15 protein-coding genes and 1 pseudogene are annotated in these 14,974 nt (G+C 64.5%); 13 read left to right on the top strand and 3 right to left on the bottom strand.

The window, feature by feature from the left end:
- Positions 1-601: 601 nt before the first annotated feature.
- The 3 genes and pseudogenes from IVA75_RS34305 to IVA75_RS34295 all read left to right on the top strand — a co-directional run bounded on the left by IVA75_RS34305 (position 602) and on the right by IVA75_RS34295 (position 2,038).
- A pseudogene (locus tag IVA75_RS34305) lies at positions 602-1,065 on the top strand (YbgC/FadM family acyl-CoA thioesterase).
- The gene (locus tag IVA75_RS34300) at positions 1,062-1,493 is read left to right on the top strand and encodes a YbgC/FadM family acyl-CoA thioesterase (protein ID WP_247288290.1); all 432 of its coding nucleotides are present in this window, start codon (positions 1,062-1,064) and stop codon (positions 1,491-1,493) included. Before IVA75_RS34305 ends, IVA75_RS34300 begins: the two are co-directional and overlap by 4 nt.
- A gap of 77 nt (positions 1,494-1,570) precedes the next feature.
- Positions 1,571-2,038 carry a nuclear transport factor 2 family protein gene (locus tag IVA75_RS34295; protein ID WP_247287521.1) on the top strand — a complete coding sequence of 156 codons (468 nt, stop codon included), beginning with the start codon at positions 1,571-1,573 and terminating at the stop codon, positions 2,036-2,038.
- Positions 2,039-2,157: 119 nt separating this feature from the next.
- Here the strand turns inward: IVA75_RS34295 and IVA75_RS34290 are convergent, their stop codons facing one another.
- Together IVA75_RS34290 and IVA75_RS34285 are read right to left on the bottom strand one after the other, a co-directional pair.
- Complete coding sequence (locus IVA75_RS34290) at positions 2,158-2,877, bottom strand: type 1 glutamine amidotransferase (RefSeq protein WP_247287523.1); 720 nt, start codon at positions 2,875-2,877, stop codon at positions 2,158-2,160.
- Positions 2,878-2,900: 23 nt separating this feature from the next.
- Complete coding sequence (locus tag IVA75_RS34285; protein WP_027570286.1) at positions 2,901-3,827, bottom strand: LysR family transcriptional regulator; 927 nt, start codon at positions 3,825-3,827, stop codon at positions 2,901-2,903.
- Between the two features lie 151 nt (positions 3,828-3,978).
- On the opposite strand from IVA75_RS34285, the gene IVA75_RS34280 reads away from it, so the two are divergent.
- From IVA75_RS34280 to IVA75_RS34240, 9 genes are read left to right on the top strand one after another with little or no spacing between them, the layout of a single operon-like run.
- On the top strand, positions 3,979-4,935 hold the full coding sequence (locus IVA75_RS34280; protein WP_081747991.1) for an N-carbamoyl-D-amino-acid hydrolase: 957 nt from the start codon (positions 3,979-3,981) through the stop codon (positions 4,933-4,935).
- A gap of 35 nt (positions 4,936-4,970) precedes the next feature.
- Complete coding sequence (locus IVA75_RS34275; RefSeq protein WP_247287524.1) at positions 4,971-5,795, top strand: ABC transporter substrate-binding protein; 825 nt, start codon at positions 4,971-4,973, stop codon at positions 5,793-5,795.
- Positions 5,792-6,649: an amino acid ABC transporter permease gene (locus tag IVA75_RS34270; RefSeq protein ID WP_247287527.1), complete on the top strand. Its 858-nt coding sequence runs from the start codon at positions 5,792-5,794 to the stop codon at positions 6,647-6,649. Before IVA75_RS34275 ends, IVA75_RS34270 begins: the two co-directional genes overlap by 4 nt.
- Positions 6,646-7,410 carry an amino acid ABC transporter ATP-binding protein gene (locus tag IVA75_RS34265; RefSeq protein ID WP_247287529.1) on the top strand — a complete coding sequence of 255 codons (765 nt, stop codon included), beginning with the start codon at positions 6,646-6,648 and terminating at the stop codon, positions 7,408-7,410. The genes IVA75_RS34270 and IVA75_RS34265 overlap by 4 nt, the downstream gene beginning before the upstream one ends.
- Before the next feature lie 14 nt (positions 7,411-7,424).
- A complete protein-coding gene (locus IVA75_RS34260; RefSeq protein ID WP_247287530.1) occupies positions 7,425-8,240 on the top strand; it encodes an ABC transporter substrate-binding protein in 816 nt (271 codons plus the stop codon).
- The gene (locus tag IVA75_RS34255; protein ID WP_247287532.1) at positions 8,227-9,111 is read left to right on the top strand and encodes a polysaccharide deacetylase; all 885 of its coding nucleotides are present in this window, start codon (positions 8,227-8,229) and stop codon (positions 9,109-9,111) included. The genes IVA75_RS34260 and IVA75_RS34255 overlap by 14 nt, the downstream gene beginning before the upstream one ends.
- 8 nt (positions 9,112-9,119) lie before the next feature.
- Positions 9,120-9,770, top strand: coding sequence for an aspartate/glutamate racemase family protein (locus IVA75_RS34250; protein WP_247287534.1), 651 nt, complete (start codon positions 9,120-9,122; stop codon positions 9,768-9,770).
- A 22-nt stretch (positions 9,771-9,792) separates the two neighbouring features.
- Entirely contained in the window at positions 9,793-11,376 is a 1,584-nt protein-coding gene (locus IVA75_RS34245) for an ABC transporter substrate-binding protein (RefSeq protein ID WP_247287535.1), read from the top strand.
- Positions 11,373-12,746 (top strand): amidohydrolase family protein, encoded by a 1,374-nt coding sequence (locus IVA75_RS34240; RefSeq protein ID WP_247287536.1) that lies wholly within the window; start codon positions 11,373-11,375, stop codon positions 12,744-12,746. Before IVA75_RS34245 ends, IVA75_RS34240 begins: the two co-directional genes overlap by 4 nt.
- Here the strand turns inward: IVA75_RS34240 and IVA75_RS34235 are convergent.
- Entirely contained in the window at positions 12,736-13,650 is a 915-nt protein-coding gene (locus IVA75_RS34235) for a LysR substrate-binding domain-containing protein (RefSeq protein WP_247287537.1), read from the bottom strand. The genes IVA75_RS34240 and IVA75_RS34235 overlap by 11 nt on opposite strands.
- 267 nt (positions 13,651-13,917) lie before the next feature.
- On the opposite strand from IVA75_RS34235, the gene IVA75_RS34230 reads away from it, so the two are divergent.
- Complete coding sequence (locus tag IVA75_RS34230; protein ID WP_247287538.1) at positions 13,918-14,952, top strand: ABC transporter substrate-binding protein; 1,035 nt, start codon at positions 13,918-13,920, stop codon at positions 14,950-14,952.
- Positions 14,953-14,974 lie beyond the last annotated feature (22 nt).

Here is a 14,974-nt window from a genome sequence, read left to right as displayed (position 1 = left end):
ATCACCGCGCCCCGGCGGCGTCAATCATCCCGACCGCGCTATCCAGAGCATTCCGCGCAAGTCAAGCCCGTGCACCGGTGATCCTATCGTGACGCTCACGTTGTTTCGCCCCTTGTGCCTTCAGTTGACCAGCGAGGCGAAGCATCAGATTCAAGCTTAGTTCGCGTCTAAGGAGATTAGCCGCTCGCGCACGGCTCGGCCGATGTCGCCGCAACCGCCGGAAATCACGGCGATGCGTCCTGAGAGACCGAGGCCGTTCATGCCGCAGCCTGGGAGCACATGCTCCCCAGGGGCTCACGCAAGTGCCTGTGAACCCGGTGGTGCGCGTGAAGGGCCGCTTCTCGCCATCTTCGCTACAAGGATGCGGAGTTGGTGCTTGAACGATAAGCCGACCCTCGAAGAACTGCTGGAACTGCTGGAACTCCTGGAAGTGCAGGAGTACTTACTTTGACCTGAGAGTCGAAGACTCGTCGAGAAGGATTCGCAGGGCGCTGAATTTTCAGATTGCAGGAGCTGAGCCCAAAAGCTTGGGCGATTGCTCAGAAAAGCGTCTCTGTGCAAGACGATTCGTTCTCGGAACAGCAATAAGATGAATCGTACTGTGACAGCTTCTCTTGACGGTGAAATTCGCGACGGCCGCCATCACATGCAGGTCCGCGTCTATTTCGCAGATACGGACGCCGGACAGATTGTTTATCACGCCAACTTTTGCGCTTCATCGAACGCGGCAGAACGAATTACTTGCGCTTGCTCGGAACCAATCAGCGAGAACTACTCAAAAAGCCCAGAACGACGCGCCTAGCTTTGCCTTCGTTGTCCGCTCAATGACAATCGATTTCCTAACCGGCGGCCTTGGACGACCGGCTTGACATCATCACAGTCCCCGCAGAGGTGAAAGGAGCGTCGGCTACCCTGCTGCAGGAATGCAGGCGCGGGGACGATCTTTTGGTCAAGGCCCGCGTGCGCGTGGCCTTTATTTCCGGTGGAAAAGCGCAACGTATCCCGAAGGCGCTGCGGTTCGCCATGGGAGGGGCGCCGAAAAATCTGCGCTCGTTTACGCTATAGCCCTCCAACGTCCCAATGAAATCAAGGCGCTGTGTTGCGATTTTGGCAAGCCAGAGTTTTCCGGCATCGTCTATCACGCCAACTATTTGCGCTTCATGGAGCGCGGACGGACCAATCATCTGCGGCTGATGGGCGCCGAGCAGCAGGCATTGTTCGAGCAGGCCGAGACGGAAGACGCAAGCTTCGCCTTCGTGGTGCGCTCGATGCATCTCGATTTCCTCAAGCCTGCCCGGATGGACGATGTGCTCGATGTCGTGACCTGGCCGGTCGCGGTGAAGGGCGCCTCCATCATGCTGGCGCAGGAGGTGCGCCGCGGCGAGGAGGTGTTGGTGAAGGCCGAGGTGCGCGTCGCCTTCATCAGCGGCGGCCGCGCCCAGCCGATCCCGAAATCGATCCGCGCCTTGATGAAGGCTGATCTGATTTCGTGATCGGGCGATAGCGGACGGCCTCTCGACTCCCCCGCGCGCGGCGATAGATTGCACTCCCGCCAACCGATGAGGCCCTCATGTCGCGCCCGCCGCTTCCGCCCTTCACCCGTGAGACCGCCGCGCAGAAGGCGCGTATGGCCGAGGATGCCTGGAATTCGCGCGACCCGGTGCGCGTCTCGCTCGCCTATACCGAGGACAGCCGCTGGCGCAATCGCTCCGAGGTTTTTCAGGGTCGCGAAGCCATCGTCGCGTTCCTCACCCGCAAATGGGAGAAGGAGCACGACTACCGCCTGATCAAGGACCTCTGGGCGTTCGACGATAACCGCATCGCCGTGCGCTTCCAGTACGAATGGCACGATGCGAGCGGCCAGTGGTACCGCTCCTACGGCAACGAGCAGTGGGAGTTCGACGAGCACGGCCTGATGCGGCGGCGCGAGGCTTCGATCAACGACGTGGTGATCGCGGATAAGGACCGGCGGTTTCACTGGCCGGCACCGGGGCCGAGGCCGGCGGATGTGGCGGGGCTGGGAACGGACCCTTTCTGAGCCGAGAAACAACTGTCACCCCTCATGGTGAGGAGCCGCGAGCGGCGTCTCGAACCATGCAGGCCCCGTTGCTGCAGCGGGGCCTATATCCTTCGAGACGCGCGCAAATGGCGCGCTCCTCAGGATGAGGGGATGGATTTGCGTGCCAGAAACCTCGTAATCGCGCCTCCGAGCTTGGCGTGATCCATCGGCTCCGCCAGCGACTCCCTCGCGGTGGTAACGACATCGTCCGGCGCCTTGCCGTCGCGCAGCTCACAGCACACTTGCGCAAACTCTACGTCGAACTCCGGATGCGGCTGCAGGGTGAGCGTCGCGCCGTTGGCGTAGAGCAGGCCGGCATGCGGGGTGAAGTCGGACGAGAGGATGGTCAGCGCATCGTTCGGCGGCTCGATCACCTGGTCCTGATGCGAGCAGGCGATGGCGACCGCTTCGCCGTCGACGACGCCGTTGTCCGGCAGCACCTGATAGACGTGCCGGCCGATGCCCCAGCCCTTCTCCGATTTGCGCACGGTGCCGCCGAGCGCCTGCGCGATCAACTGATGACCGAAGCAGATGCCGACCATCGGTGTCCTGCTGGCGTAGGCCGTGCGCACGAAATCTTCCAGTGGCGCGATCCAGTCGAGCCCGTCATAGACGCCGGCAGCCGCGCCGGTGATCAGCACCGCCTCCAAATTGCGCGGATCCGGAAGCGCATGGCCGTTCGGGATGCTGACGATCTCGACCGTGGCTGTCGGATCCTCGGCGCGGACCATGCGCTCGAACATGTCCGGGAATGAACCGTGGCGCTCGCGATATTTTTGTGGGACCTGCCCGGTCTCGATGATGGTGATGCGTGCCATGTGCCCTCCGGTAAAGGTCAAGCTCAGTCGCTTCCTGCCCCATGTTGCTGGTGTGGCGCTGTGGGCTCCAGCAGCGCACTCTCTTTCCGGACCTCGTTGAGAAACGCCTTGGCCAGGCGCGACAGCGGCTCTGCTTCCGACCATAGCATATAGGCCACCGCGTGCGTCGTCGGCGCGAACGGCCGCACGACGAGGCCGGTCCCGCCGTTCTGCCGCGGCGAGAAGGGATCGACAACCGCGGCGCCGACACCGGCGGCGGCGAGCACGCAGGCCGTGTTGCAGTAGCGCACCTCGACAGTCGGCCGGAACGGCGCGCCGGCACGGGCGAAACTGTCGCGCACGGCTTCACCGAGCCGCGTGCCGCGCTCGAGCCCGATGAAGGGCAGGCCGGACAAGTCGGCGGCCGAGATCACCGGCCGGTCGGCGAGCGGGTGCTGCGGCGGCAGCACGCACACCATCTCGCCGGTGTGCACCACCTCATGGGCGATGCCTGGATGATGTGTCAGCCCGAGCGCGAAGCCGAGCTCGGCGACGCGGTTGAGCACGCCTTCGATGATTCCCTCATAGCGCCGCACGTCGAAGAACACCCGTGTCTCCGGGCGACGGCGCAGGAAACCTGACAGCGCCGAGGGGATGATGCTGTAGGCGAGCGGCGGCGTCGCGACCAGCGCGAGATGCCCGGAGCGGTTCTCGCGCAGATCGCGCACGCGGCTCTCGAGCTTTGCGTGCAGCGCGAAGATCGCCTCGCTCTCCTTGTAGAGCGCCATCGCTTCCGTGGTCGGAAACAGCCGGTTGTTGACGCGTTCGAACAGCGCAAAACCTGCCTGCGCCTCCATCGTCTTCAGCGCGTTGCTGACGGCAGGCTGCGACAACGCCAGTTCGTCGGCGGCCGCAACCGTGGTGCGGTGGCGGATGACGGCGCGGAGAATCTCGAGCTGGCGCAGGTTCATATCACTGCCAATTATACTCTGGGCCAAAACATCATAGCAGAACGAATTGATTTTGCAGCCCCGCTTCCGCGTAATGGCAGCGGATTTGCACGTCGCATCAAAGGGTTCATTCGCCCATTGAGGCGCCACTGCGCACAGATTGGAGGCAATCTTGGTTCGTGTCCTTCGCGCCGCCGCCGCACAGATGGGGCCGACGCAAAAAGCCGATACGCGCGAGCACACGCTGTCGCGGATGCTTGCGCTGCTGGAGGAGGCGGCCGGCCGCGGCGCCAGCCTCGTGGTGTTTCCCGAGCTTGCCTTCACCACGTTCTTTCCGCGCTGGTTGCTCGAAGGCGAGGCGCTCGACCATTATTTCGAACGCGGCATGCCGAACCCGAACGTCGCCGCCTTGTTCGACCGTGCACGTGCGCTGCGCGTCGGCTTCTATGTCGGCTATGCCGAGCTGACGCCGGATGGACGCCGCTACAATTGCGCCGTCCTGGTCGATCGCGACGGCGAGCTGCTCGGCCGTTATCGCAAGGTGCACCTGCCGGGCTCGGTCGAGCCGCGACAAGGTGCGCGCTACCAGCAGCTCGAGAAACGCTATTTCGACTATGGCGATCTCGGCTTTCCGGCCTTCCGCGCCGGCTCGGCCTGGGCCCACGCCATCATGGGCATGATGATCTGCAACGATCGCCGCTGGCCGGAATCCTGGCGCGTGCTTGGCCTGCAGGGCGTCGAGCTCGTCTGCATCGGCTACAATTCGGCGGCCTATGATCCCAATGGCGGCAGCACGGAAGATGCCTCCTTGCGCACCTTCCACTCCACGCTGGTGACGCAGGCCAACGCCTACATGAACGCGACCTGGGCGATCTCGGTGGCGAAGGCGGGCGAGGAGGACGGCTCCGGGCTGATCGGCGGCTCCTGCATCGTCGATCCCAATGGCCGCATCGTCGCGCAGGCCGCAACGCTGACTGACGAGGTGATCGTCGCCGACATCGATCTCGACCTCTGCCGCCAGGGCAAGGACAAGATGTTCAACTTCGCCGCACACCGGCGGCCGGAGCAATACAGGGTGATCACCGAACGCGCCGGCGTCATCGAGCCCGCGGTTCTCGACGCAGACTGACAGGACGTTCCAACAACGTTGGCAAAGGAGCCGATATGACGCGCCTCTCGTATTTCCTCGGCATCGCAGCGCTGGCGGCCGCGACGTCCGCGCAGGCGACGGAGCTTCCGGCCGAGATCAAGCAAGCGGGCGCGTTGAAGCTCACGGTCAACTCCACTTACGCGCCGATGGAATACCGCGATCCCGCGACCAATGAGCTCGTCGGGCTCGACGTCGATCTGGCGAACGAGCTCGCCAAGCGGCTCGGCGTGAAGATCGTCTGGAGCGAGACGCCGTTCGCGGAATTGATCCCGTCGCTTCAGACCAAGCGCGCCGATTTCATCATCTCCGGCATCTCCGATCGCGCCTCGCGGCGCGAGACCGCGGATTTCGTCGATTATCTCGGGACCGGCCCACAGTTCTTCGTCATGGCGGAGAACGAAGCCAAGGCTGCGACCGATCTCTGTGGTAAGAAGGTTGGGACCACCCGCAGCACCAGCTTCCCGGTCGAGATCGAGAAGTGGAGCAAGCAGAATTGCGAGCCGGCCGGCAAGCCGGCGATCCAGTACGTGCCCGGCGAGAACTCGATCGACGTCCGCAACCAGCTCAAGCAGGGCCGCATCGACGCCGCCGTACAGGGCAGCGAGACGCTGCCTTATGCGCAGACGCAGGAACCCGGCAAATACCGCGTGATCGGCGAGCCCTTTGCCAAAGGATATCAGGGCATCATGTTCCGCAAGGACGATGCGGTGCTTCGCGAGGTGGTGACCGAGAAGCTCGCGGCGATGATCGCCGACGGTTCCTACAAGGCTGTCCTCGACAAATGGGGTCTCGGCGCCAATGCGGTCGTGCAGCCCATGCTGAACGCGGCGTCGCAATGAAGACGGCACCGGCACTCGCGGAGGGTTTTCCCGACCTGTCGGGGATGCGGATCGCGCGCGACCCGCACTGGTTTCGCTGGCTCAGCGCCGCGCTGATCGTTCTTGTACTTGCATTGATCGTGCGCGCGTTTGCGGCCGGCCAGATCGAATGGTCCTATGTCAGCCGCTTCCTTACGGCAAAGGTCATTCTCGAAGGCATCGTCAACACCATGGTGATGGCGGTGCTGGCGATGGCGCTCGGCATCTTCCTCGGCGTCGTCATCGCGATCATGCGGCTGTCGCCCAACCCGGTGCTGAAGACCGTTGCCGCCGGCTACACCTGGTTGTTCCGCGGCACGCCGCTGATCCTGCAACTGCTGCTGTGGTTCAATCTCGCGCTGGTGTTTCCGACCATCGGCATTCCCGGCCTGTGGAGCGCGCGCGCCGTCGACGCCATGACGCCGTTCCTCGCCGCGCTGCTCGGGCTCGGCATCAACCAGGGCGCCTATACGTCGGAAGTGATGCGCGCCGGCATGCTGTCGGTCGATATCGGGCAATATGAGGCCGCGCAGGCGATCGGCATGGGACGCTTGCGTGCGCTGCGCCGGATCGTGCTGCCGCAGGCGATGCGGGTGGTGATCCCGCCGCTTGGCAACGAGTTCATCGGCATGGTGAAGGCGACCTCGCTCGCCAGCGTCATCCAGTATCCGGAACTGCTGCACAACGCGGAAAACATCTACTACGCCAATTCGCGCGTGATCGAGCTCCTGATCGTCGCCGGGCTCTGGTACCTGCTCGTCGTCTCGGTGCTGACGCCGCTCCAGATGCTGCTCGAACGCCGTTTTGCGCGCGGCACATTGCGGCTCGCGCGATGACAAAACCCCTCGTCGCTATCCGCTCCGTCAGCAAGAGTTTTGGCGAGTTTCAGGCTCTCAAGAATGTCTCGCTCGACATCCGGCCCGGCGAGGTGATGTGTCTGATCGGTGCCTCCGGCTCGGGCAAGACGACGCTGCTCCGCTGCATCAACCAGCTCGCCGCGATCGACAGTGGCGGCATCTGGCTCGACGGCGAGCTCTTGGGCGTGCGCGAGCAGGGCGGACGGCTCCACCGGCTTAGCGAGCGCGAGATCGGGCGGCAGCGGCTGAAGACCGGCATGGTGTTCCAGCGCTTCAACTTGTTTCCGCACAAGACCGCGCTCGAAAACATCACCGAAGGTCCGCTCCAGGTTCAGGGTCGAAAATCCGACGAGGTGCGTGCGGAGGCGATCGAGCTGCTGCGGCGTGTCGGATTGTCGGCCAAAGCCGACTCGTATCCCGCCCAGCTCTCCGGCGGCCAGCAGCAGCGCGTCGCCATCGCCCGTGCGCTGGCGATGAAGCCGATGCTGATGCTGTTCGACGAGCCGACCAGCGCGCTCGATCCCGAGCTCGTCGGCGAAGTTCTAGCGGTCATGAAGGAGCTGGCGCGCAGCGGCATGACCATGATGGTGGTGACGCACGAGCTCGGCTTCGCGCGCGAGGTCGCCGACCGTGTCGTCTACATGGACCAGGGCGCGATCATCGAACAGGGGCGCGCATCCGATGTCTTGGGCGCGCCCCGCGAGGAGCGTACCAGGGCATTTTTGTCGGCAGTGATCTGAATGGGGGCGTATTGATGAAGAGAATTCTGGTTACGGCGGCACTCGTTGGCGCCATGAGCGCTCCGGTCATGGCGGTCGAGCTGCCGGCGGAGATCGCCAAGCGCGGCAGCATCAAGGTCGCACTGGTGCCGAACTATCCGCCGATGGAGTTCCGCGATCCCGCCACCAACGCGTTGTCCGGCTTCGACATCGATCTCGGCGAGGCCATCGGCCGCAAGCTCGGCGTCAAGATCGAATGGCAGGAGACCAGCTTTGCCGAGTTCATGCCGTCGATCTCGACCGGGCGGGTGGACGCCATCCTGTCCGGCTTCACCGACTATGCCAGCCGGCACGAAATCGCGTCCTTCGTCGATTATCTGCGCAGCGGCCCGCAGTTCTTCGTGCAGCAGTCGCGCAAGGCGGAGTTCAAGGACGCAGCCGCGCTCTGTGGCAAGAAGGTCGGCGCCAGCCGCCGCACCATGTTCCCGGCGCAGATCGCGGCTTGGAGCGAGAAGAATTGCGGCACCAATCCGATCCAGTTCGTCGGGACCGACGGCTCGGCCGATGCCCGCACCCAGCTCAGGCAGGGCCGCATCGATGCCGCCGCCCAGGGCAACGAGACGCTGCCCTACATCATGGACCTCGAGCCCGGCACCTACGCGACTGTGGGCGAGCCCATCGCGCAGCAATTCACCGGCATCGCTCTGCCGGTCAAGGAAAAGGCGCTGCAGCAAGCCATGCTGGAGGCAGTCGACGCGCTGATCGCGGACGGCACTTATCGTACGCTGCTTGCCAAGTGGAAACTGACCGACAACGCACTCGAAAAGGCGACCCTCAATGCTGGACAGTAAGGCACTCCAGAGCATCCCGCTCACCCCAGCCAACACCGCGGATCCTGCGCCGGAATACCCCTGGCCGAGGCCGTACAATTCGGCGATGTTCCTGTCGTTCGACGTGGACGCGGAGAGCGCCTGGACCAGCAAGGACGCGGTGCACGCGCAGCGGCTCATCACCATGAGCTATGGCGGCTATGAGGCGCGCGTCGGCACGCCAAAACTGCTGGAGCTGCTCGACCAGCTCGATCTCAAGGCGACCTTCTTCGTCACGGGATGGTCGGTCGACGCGCACCCTGCGATGGCCGAGTCCATTCTCAAGGCCGGTCACGAGATCGGCCACCACGGTTATCATCATCTCCTTCCCGATCCTGGCGATCCCTGGATGGAGGAGGAGCTGGAGCGCGGCTTCGAGGCACTCAAGCGCCGGCTTGGCGTCAGGCCGACCGGCTACCGCGCGCCTTACGGCGAGTTCACCGAGGAACTGCGGGTGGCGCTGGTGCGTCACGGCATCGTCTACACCTCCTCGTTTCGCGACGACGTGCGGCCCTATCGGCATCGTCTCGCAGACGGCAAGCCGGGCACGATCGAGCTGCCGGTGACCGCAAGCTATGACGACTGGATGCACGGCCTGTCGGCGCGCTTCAGTCCGCGCTCGATTTTCCCCAAGGAGCATGTGCTTTCGATCTGGAAGGACGAGCTCGACGAAACCAGAGACTGGGGCGCGATGGTGACGACCGTGCTGCATCCGCAATGCAGCGGCCGCCCGATGCGGCTGCGCCTGCTGCGTGAGTTCCTGACTTATGCAAAGTCGTGCCCGGACGTCTGGATCACGACCGGTGAGAAGATCGCGGCCAACTTCCTGCGCCACGAGGCCGGAAAAAGTTGAGCCACGCCATGACCCGCATCCTCGTCATCAATCCCAACTCCTCCGCATCGGTGACGGCCGCGATCGACGATGCCGTCGCGCCGCTGCGCATCGCCGGCGGCCCCGCAATCGAGGTCGTCGGCCTTGCCGAGGGGCCGTCGGGCATCAGCTCGCAACGCGACGCCGACAGCGTTGTGATGCCGCTGGTCAACCGTGTGTCGCGCGACGATGCGGATGCCTTCGTGCTCGCCTGCTTCAGTGATCCCGGCCTGCATGCGGTGCGCGAGGCGGCCGGCGGGCGCCCGGTGATGGGTATCGCCGAGTGCGGTATCTTTCGCGCACTGATGCTGGGCGAGCGCTTCGGAATCATCGCGCTGTCGCCCTCGAGCATTCGCCGCCAGCAGCGGATGGTGCGGCTGATGGGCGTCGACAGCCGCTATGCCGGAAGCTGGTCGGTCGGCGCAAGCGCGGCGGAGACGGCAGGCGCGGACATCCGGGGACGGTTGATCGAAGCTGGCCGCGCGCTGGTCTCGCAATGCCGTGCCGATGTCGTGGTGATGGGCTGCGCCGGCATGGCCTCGCATCGCGCGGCGATTGCGGATGCCATCGGTGTGCCCGTGGTCGAGCCGGCGCAGCAGGCGGTGGCCGCTGCGATCGGCGCGGTCTTGCTGAACACGTAAGATCCTTCAGGAGCCTCTTGCAATGCCCGTCTCCCGTCGTTCGCTCCTCAAGGCCGCAGCCGCTGTGCCGGCGCTGTCATTCCCGGGTATCGTCCGTGCCGAATCCCAGACCACGCTGCGCTTCATTCCCGTCATCGACCTCGCCTTCGTCGACCCCATCTATTCCACGGCGCAGGTGTCGCGAAACCATGGCTTCATGGTCTACGACACGCTCTATGGCATCAGCTCTTCGCTCCAGGTCTCGCCGCAGATGCTGTCGGGCCATGTCGTCTCCGGCGACGGGCTGCAATGGGACCTCAGCTTGCGCGATGGCCTGTTCTGGCACGACGGCGAGCGCGTGCTTGCCCGCGACTGCGTCGCGAGCATCCGCCGCTGGGCCGCGCGCGACGGCTTTGGCGGTGAGCTGATGGAGGCGACGGACGAACTGTGGGCCACCGACGACCGCACCATCCGCTTCCGTCTCAAGCGTCCGTTCCCGCTGCTGCCGCAAGCGCTCGGCAAGGCCGCGATCAACGCCTGCTTCATGATGCCGGAGCGGCTGGCGAGCCAGGACCCGTTCAAGCCGCTGACCGAAGTCATCGGCAGCGGGCCGTTCCGCTATCTCGCCGACGAGCGCGTGCAGGGCGCGCGCAACGCGTATGCCAGGTTCGAGCGCTATCAGCCGCGCAGCGAGGGCAAGCCGGATTGGACCGCGGGTCCGAAGATCGTGCATTACGATCGGGTGGTCTGGACCACCACGCCCGATGCCGGCACCGGCGTCGCCGCGCTGCAGACCGGCGAGCAGGACTGGCAGGAGACCACGCCGCACGACCTGCTGCCGATCATCAAGGCGGCCGGCGACATCGAGACGCGCATCCTCGATCCTCGCGGCTATGCCTGCATGCTGCGCCTCAATCATCTTCAGCCGCCGTTCGACAATCCTGCCGTTCGCCGCGCGCTCCTCGGGGCGATCGATCAATCCGCCTTCATGACCGCGGTCGCCGGGACCGATCCGAACTTCCAGGTCTCCCCCATCGGCTATTTCGCGCCGAATACCCCGATGGCCAGCGATGTCGGCCTCGATGTCTTCCGCGGCCCGCGTGACTACGCCAAGGTGAAGGCCGATCTCAAGGCCGCGGGGTATCATGGCGAGAAGATCGTGGTGCTCGTGCCCACCAACTCACTGGCCCAGAAGCCGCTCGGCGAGATCGCCGTCGATTCCTTGCGCAAGGCCGGCATGAACGTCGAATATGCCGGGCTCGATTTCGCCGTGGTGTTGCAGCGCCAGCTCAAGAAGGATCCGCTTCCGCAGGGCGGCTGGAGCGCGGCGGTCGGCAACTGGCAGGGCATCGATTGGCTCAATCCGGCGGGCAACACCAACATCCGTGGCGAGGGCAAGGTCGCCGGCTGGTATGCGAGCGAGAAGATGGGAGCCTTGCGCAGCCAGTGGCTCGCGGCCTCCGAGCTCGCGGAACAGCAGCGCATCTGCCGCGAGATCCAGGCGGTGGCGTTTCAGGAAATCCCCTATATTCCGATCGGCCTGTACAAGCAGCCGACCGCCTATCGCAAAGCTATCACCGGCATTCTCGACGGCACCGCCGTCTTCTGGAACGTACGCCCCGCATGAGCACATCAGCAATTTTCGGCAGCTATGTGCTGTCTCGCAAGGACGGCGCGCAGGACGTGTTGCGCGACCGCTGGGTCCTGATCGAAGGAAAGACGATCGCCGCGGTCACGCGCGACAAGCCGCACGCGGACGAGGTGCATGACCGCCCCGGCCGTTTCGTTCTGCCGGGCCTCCTCAACCTGCACAATCACTGCTTCTCGGAAGCGGTGGCGCGCAGCCACACCGAGGACGGCAATGGCCGCAAGAACAATCAGAGCATCGTCTACACGGTGCTCTTGCCTCTAACCAAGCGCGGTGCAGATATCTTGTCGGCGGTAGAGCGCATGGCGGTCGCGCGGCTCGGCATCCTCCAACTCCTGAAGGGCGGCGCCACCACGGTGATGGAGCCGTTCCGGAACTCGATCCCGGAGATGTTCGACGCCGCCGAGGAGATGGGCATCCGCTTCTACGGCGCGCCCTATCTGTTCTCGACGTCGGACGCCAAGGCCGGCCCCGACGGCGTGGTGCACTATTCCGGCGATGACGGCACAGCCGACATGGCGACCTGGGATGCACTCTACCAGCGCTGGAACAATCGCGGCGACGGTCGCATCGGCCTTGCGATGAGTCCGCATGCCACCGACACCTGCGGGCCAGATCTCTTGAAGGCCTGTGCCGCGCGGGCGCGCGAGCTTGGCGTGCCCATCACGACGCATATGGCGCAGAGCCGTGCCGAGGTCGAAACCATTGGTAAGCGCTATGGCGGCCGCACGCCGGCGCAATATCTCGACTGGCTCGGCCTGCTGGCGCCCGATCTGATGGCGGCGCACTGCATGTTCAGCACCGACGACGATCTCAAGCTGATGGCCGCGCGCGGCATGACGGTTCTCAATTGCCCGCGCGTATTCGCCCGCGCCGGCGTCACCGCCGCGTTCAGCCGGTTCGCGGAACACGGCGTTCGCACTGTGGTCGGTACCGACGGCTACAACATGGACCTGCTCGGCGAGCTCAATGCGGCGTCGCTGATCTCCAAGGTCACCTCGGCGCGGGCTGACGTCGCGAACGCGCCCGAGTTGATCGAGGCGAACACGGCAATCGCCGCCGATGTCATCAAGCGGCCCGATCTCGGCCGCATCGAGCCGGGCGCGACCGCCGACCTCACCATCGTCGATCTCACCCATCCGCATCTTCAGCCGCTGTTCGACCCGCGCCGCGCGCTGATCGCGCTCGCCAATCGCGCCAATATCGATCAGGTCATGGTCGACGGCCGCATGCTCATCGATGCCGGCCGCTATCTGGGCGCTGACGAGGCGGCGATCATAGCGGCGGGGACTGCTGCGATCGGCAAGATCTGGGACCTGCCGGAGGCGCAGGCCGCGTTCAACGGCTGAGGGCTGGCTCGTCGAATTTGGCGAGCGACTTGCGCATAGTCTCGACCAGATCCAGCGCCACCGGCGAGGGGCTGCGCTGCGCCGGAAACACGGCGGAGAATTCGAAGTCGATGCGCGGCAGGAAGCGGCGGACGACGACGCCGCGCGTGGAAAATTCCTGCGCGGTGAAGGGATCGCAGATCGCGACCCCGAGCCCCGACGACACCATGCCGCACATGATCTCCGAGAGCGTGGTCTCGACCCTGAGCACGCGGCGGACATCGTGGCGATGGAAGACCTGGTCGACGAGGTGGCGGCTCGACGAGCCCGCCGACAGCGAAATGAAAGTCTCGCCCTCGAAATCGCGGGGCTCCAGCACTTCCTTTTCCGCGAGGCGGTGACCGGTGGGCAGTACAGCCACACGCGCGGGCGCCGGCAGCTTCTGGCTCGGCAAGCCGGAATGCGCGATCGGCACCTCGGCAAAGCCGACGTCGCATTGGTTGTTCAGCACCCAATCGACCACGATCGGCGAGATCACGCCGAAGAAAGCGAGGTTGAGGTTGGGACGCTCCTTCAGGAAGTGCCCGGTGAGCCGCGGCAAATAGCCATTCGACAGTGCTGGAAGTGCCGCGATCCGCAGCGAGCCGGTGCGGCGGCCCCGGATTTCCTCGGCTGCCGCCGTGATCCGTTCAAGGCCGACGAAGGAGCGCTCGACTTCGGTGTAGAGCGCCATGGCCGCAGCGGTCGGCACGAGGCCGGTGCCGCGCCGTTCGAACAGCTCCATCTTCAGCAACGCCTGGAGGTCGCGCAGCAACCGGGAGACCGCCGGCTGCGTCACTTTCATCAGCGCCGCCGCCTCAGTCACGCTGCCGGTCAGCATCGTGGCCCGGAAGGCTTCCACCTGCCGCGAATTGATGCGCGCCATCCCGAATTCCATTCATAACATTTAGGCATGCAGAAGCTGCCATTATTCATTGGACGATGGAAGCCGGAGTTTGCGATCTTTTTCATCAGAGCTGGAGACGGCCCGCTTTTTCGGCAGATTGGAGGGGTTCGAACCTCCGGATCGCGCCAAACCAACCGCGAGGGGCCGGAGCCCTGTCGGGGAGGGATGCGCGGAAGGAAATGCGGAAGGTTCAGCCAACGAGACTCGTCGGCACGTCACCTCATCCCGGTATGGAGATCGGACCACATGAAGACTTTTCGCCTTCTGACAGCGGTCAGCATCGCGGCGCTCATTGCCGCCCCTTCGGTGGCCTCGGCCCAGCAGAAAACGCTCTATGTCGCCGGCTATGGCGGCTCGTTCGAGAAGACCATTCGTGACGAGGTGATCCCGGCCTTCGAGAAGCAGAACGGCGTCAAGGTCGAGTACGTCGCCGGCAACTCCACCGACACGCTGGCAAAGCTCCAGGCGCAGAAGGGCAATCAGCAGATTGACGTCGCCATCGTCGACGACGGCCCGATGTACCAGGCGATCCAGCTCGGCTTCTGCGGCAAGCTCGAGGGACTTCCGGCCGATCTCTACGACACCGCCCGCTTCAAGGACGATCGTGCGGTCGCCATCGGGATCGTCGCGACCGGCCTGATGTACAACACCAAGGTGTTTGCCGAAAAAGGCTGGGCGCCGCCGACATCGTGGAACGATCTCAAGGACACGAAATACGCCAAGCAGCTCGTGATCCCGCCGATCAACAACACCTATGGCCTCGAAGCGCTGGTGATGCTGTCGAAGATGAACGGTGGCGGCGAGTCCAATGTCGATTCCGGCTTCAAGATATTCAAGGAGCAGATCAATCCGAACGTGCTCGCCTATGAGCCGTCGCCGGGCAAGATGACCGAGCTGTTTCAGTCCGGCCAGGCTGTAATCGCGGTGTGGGGCACCGGCCGCGTGCAGAGCTTTGCCAATACCGGCTTCCCCGTCGACTTCGTCTACCCGAAGGAAGGCGCAGCGACGCTGCTGACCACCGCCTGTCCGATCACCAAGCCGAACGCCTCGCCGCTTGCGTCCAGCTTCGTCAAGATGCTGCTCGAACCCAAGATCCAGCTCGTGATGCTGAAGGATTACGGCTACGGCCCGGTGCTGAAATCGCTGGTCATCCCGCCCGAGCTCGGCAAGATGGCGCCGATCGGGGAGCGCGCGGCAAAGCTCTATAATCCGGACTGGACCGTCATCAACGAGAAGCGCGAGGAATGGACCAAGCGCTGGAATCGCGAGGTCGAGCGCTGATCGGTCATACCGGAGACAGTGC

The sequence above is a fragment of the Bradyrhizobium sp. 134 genome, assembly GCF_023074155.1.
Classification (GTDB): Bacteria; Pseudomonadota; Alphaproteobacteria; order Rhizobiales; family Xanthobacteraceae; genus Bradyrhizobium.
This window is presented reverse-complemented; position numbering and strand designations above follow the sequence as displayed.

Coding starts and splice junctions, on each gene's coding strand:
- IVA75_RS34240 (WP_247287536.1), top strand. CDS start 11,373: ATGAGCACATCAGCAATTTTCGGCAGCTATGTGCTGTCTCGCAAGGAC.
- IVA75_RS34250 (WP_247287534.1), top strand. CDS start 9,120: ATGACCCGCATCCTCGTCATCAATCCCAACTCCTCCGCATCGGTGACG.
- IVA75_RS34260 (WP_247287530.1), top strand. CDS start 7,425: ATGAAGAGAATTCTGGTTACGGCGGCACTCGTTGGCGCCATGAGCGCT.
- IVA75_RS34285 (WP_027570286.1), bottom strand. CDS start 3,827: ATGAACCTGCGCCAGCTCGAGATTCTCCGCGCCGTCATCCGCCACCGC.
- IVA75_RS34245 (WP_247287535.1), top strand. CDS start 9,793: ATGCCCGTCTCCCGTCGTTCGCTCCTCAAGGCCGCAGCCGCTGTGCCG.
- IVA75_RS34255 (WP_247287532.1), top strand. CDS start 8,227: ATGCTGGACAGTAAGGCACTCCAGAGCATCCCGCTCACCCCAGCCAAC.
- IVA75_RS34290 (WP_247287523.1), bottom strand. CDS start 2,877: ATGGCACGCATCACCATCATCGAGACCGGGCAGGTCCCACAAAAATAT.
- IVA75_RS34265 (WP_247287529.1), top strand. CDS start 6,646: ATGACAAAACCCCTCGTCGCTATCCGCTCCGTCAGCAAGAGTTTTGGC.
- IVA75_RS34270 (WP_247287527.1), top strand. CDS start 5,792: ATGAAGACGGCACCGGCACTCGCGGAGGGTTTTCCCGACCTGTCGGGG.
- IVA75_RS34235 (WP_247287537.1), bottom strand. CDS start 13,650: ATGGCGCGCATCAATTCGCGGCAGGTGGAAGCCTTCCGGGCCACGATG.
- IVA75_RS34275 (WP_247287524.1), top strand. CDS start 4,971: ATGACGCGCCTCTCGTATTTCCTCGGCATCGCAGCGCTGGCGGCCGCG.
- IVA75_RS34230 (WP_247287538.1), top strand. CDS start 13,918: ATGAAGACTTTTCGCCTTCTGACAGCGGTCAGCATCGCGGCGCTCATT.
- IVA75_RS34295 (WP_247287521.1), top strand. CDS start 1,571: ATGTCGCGCCCGCCGCTTCCGCCCTTCACCCGTGAGACCGCCGCGCAG.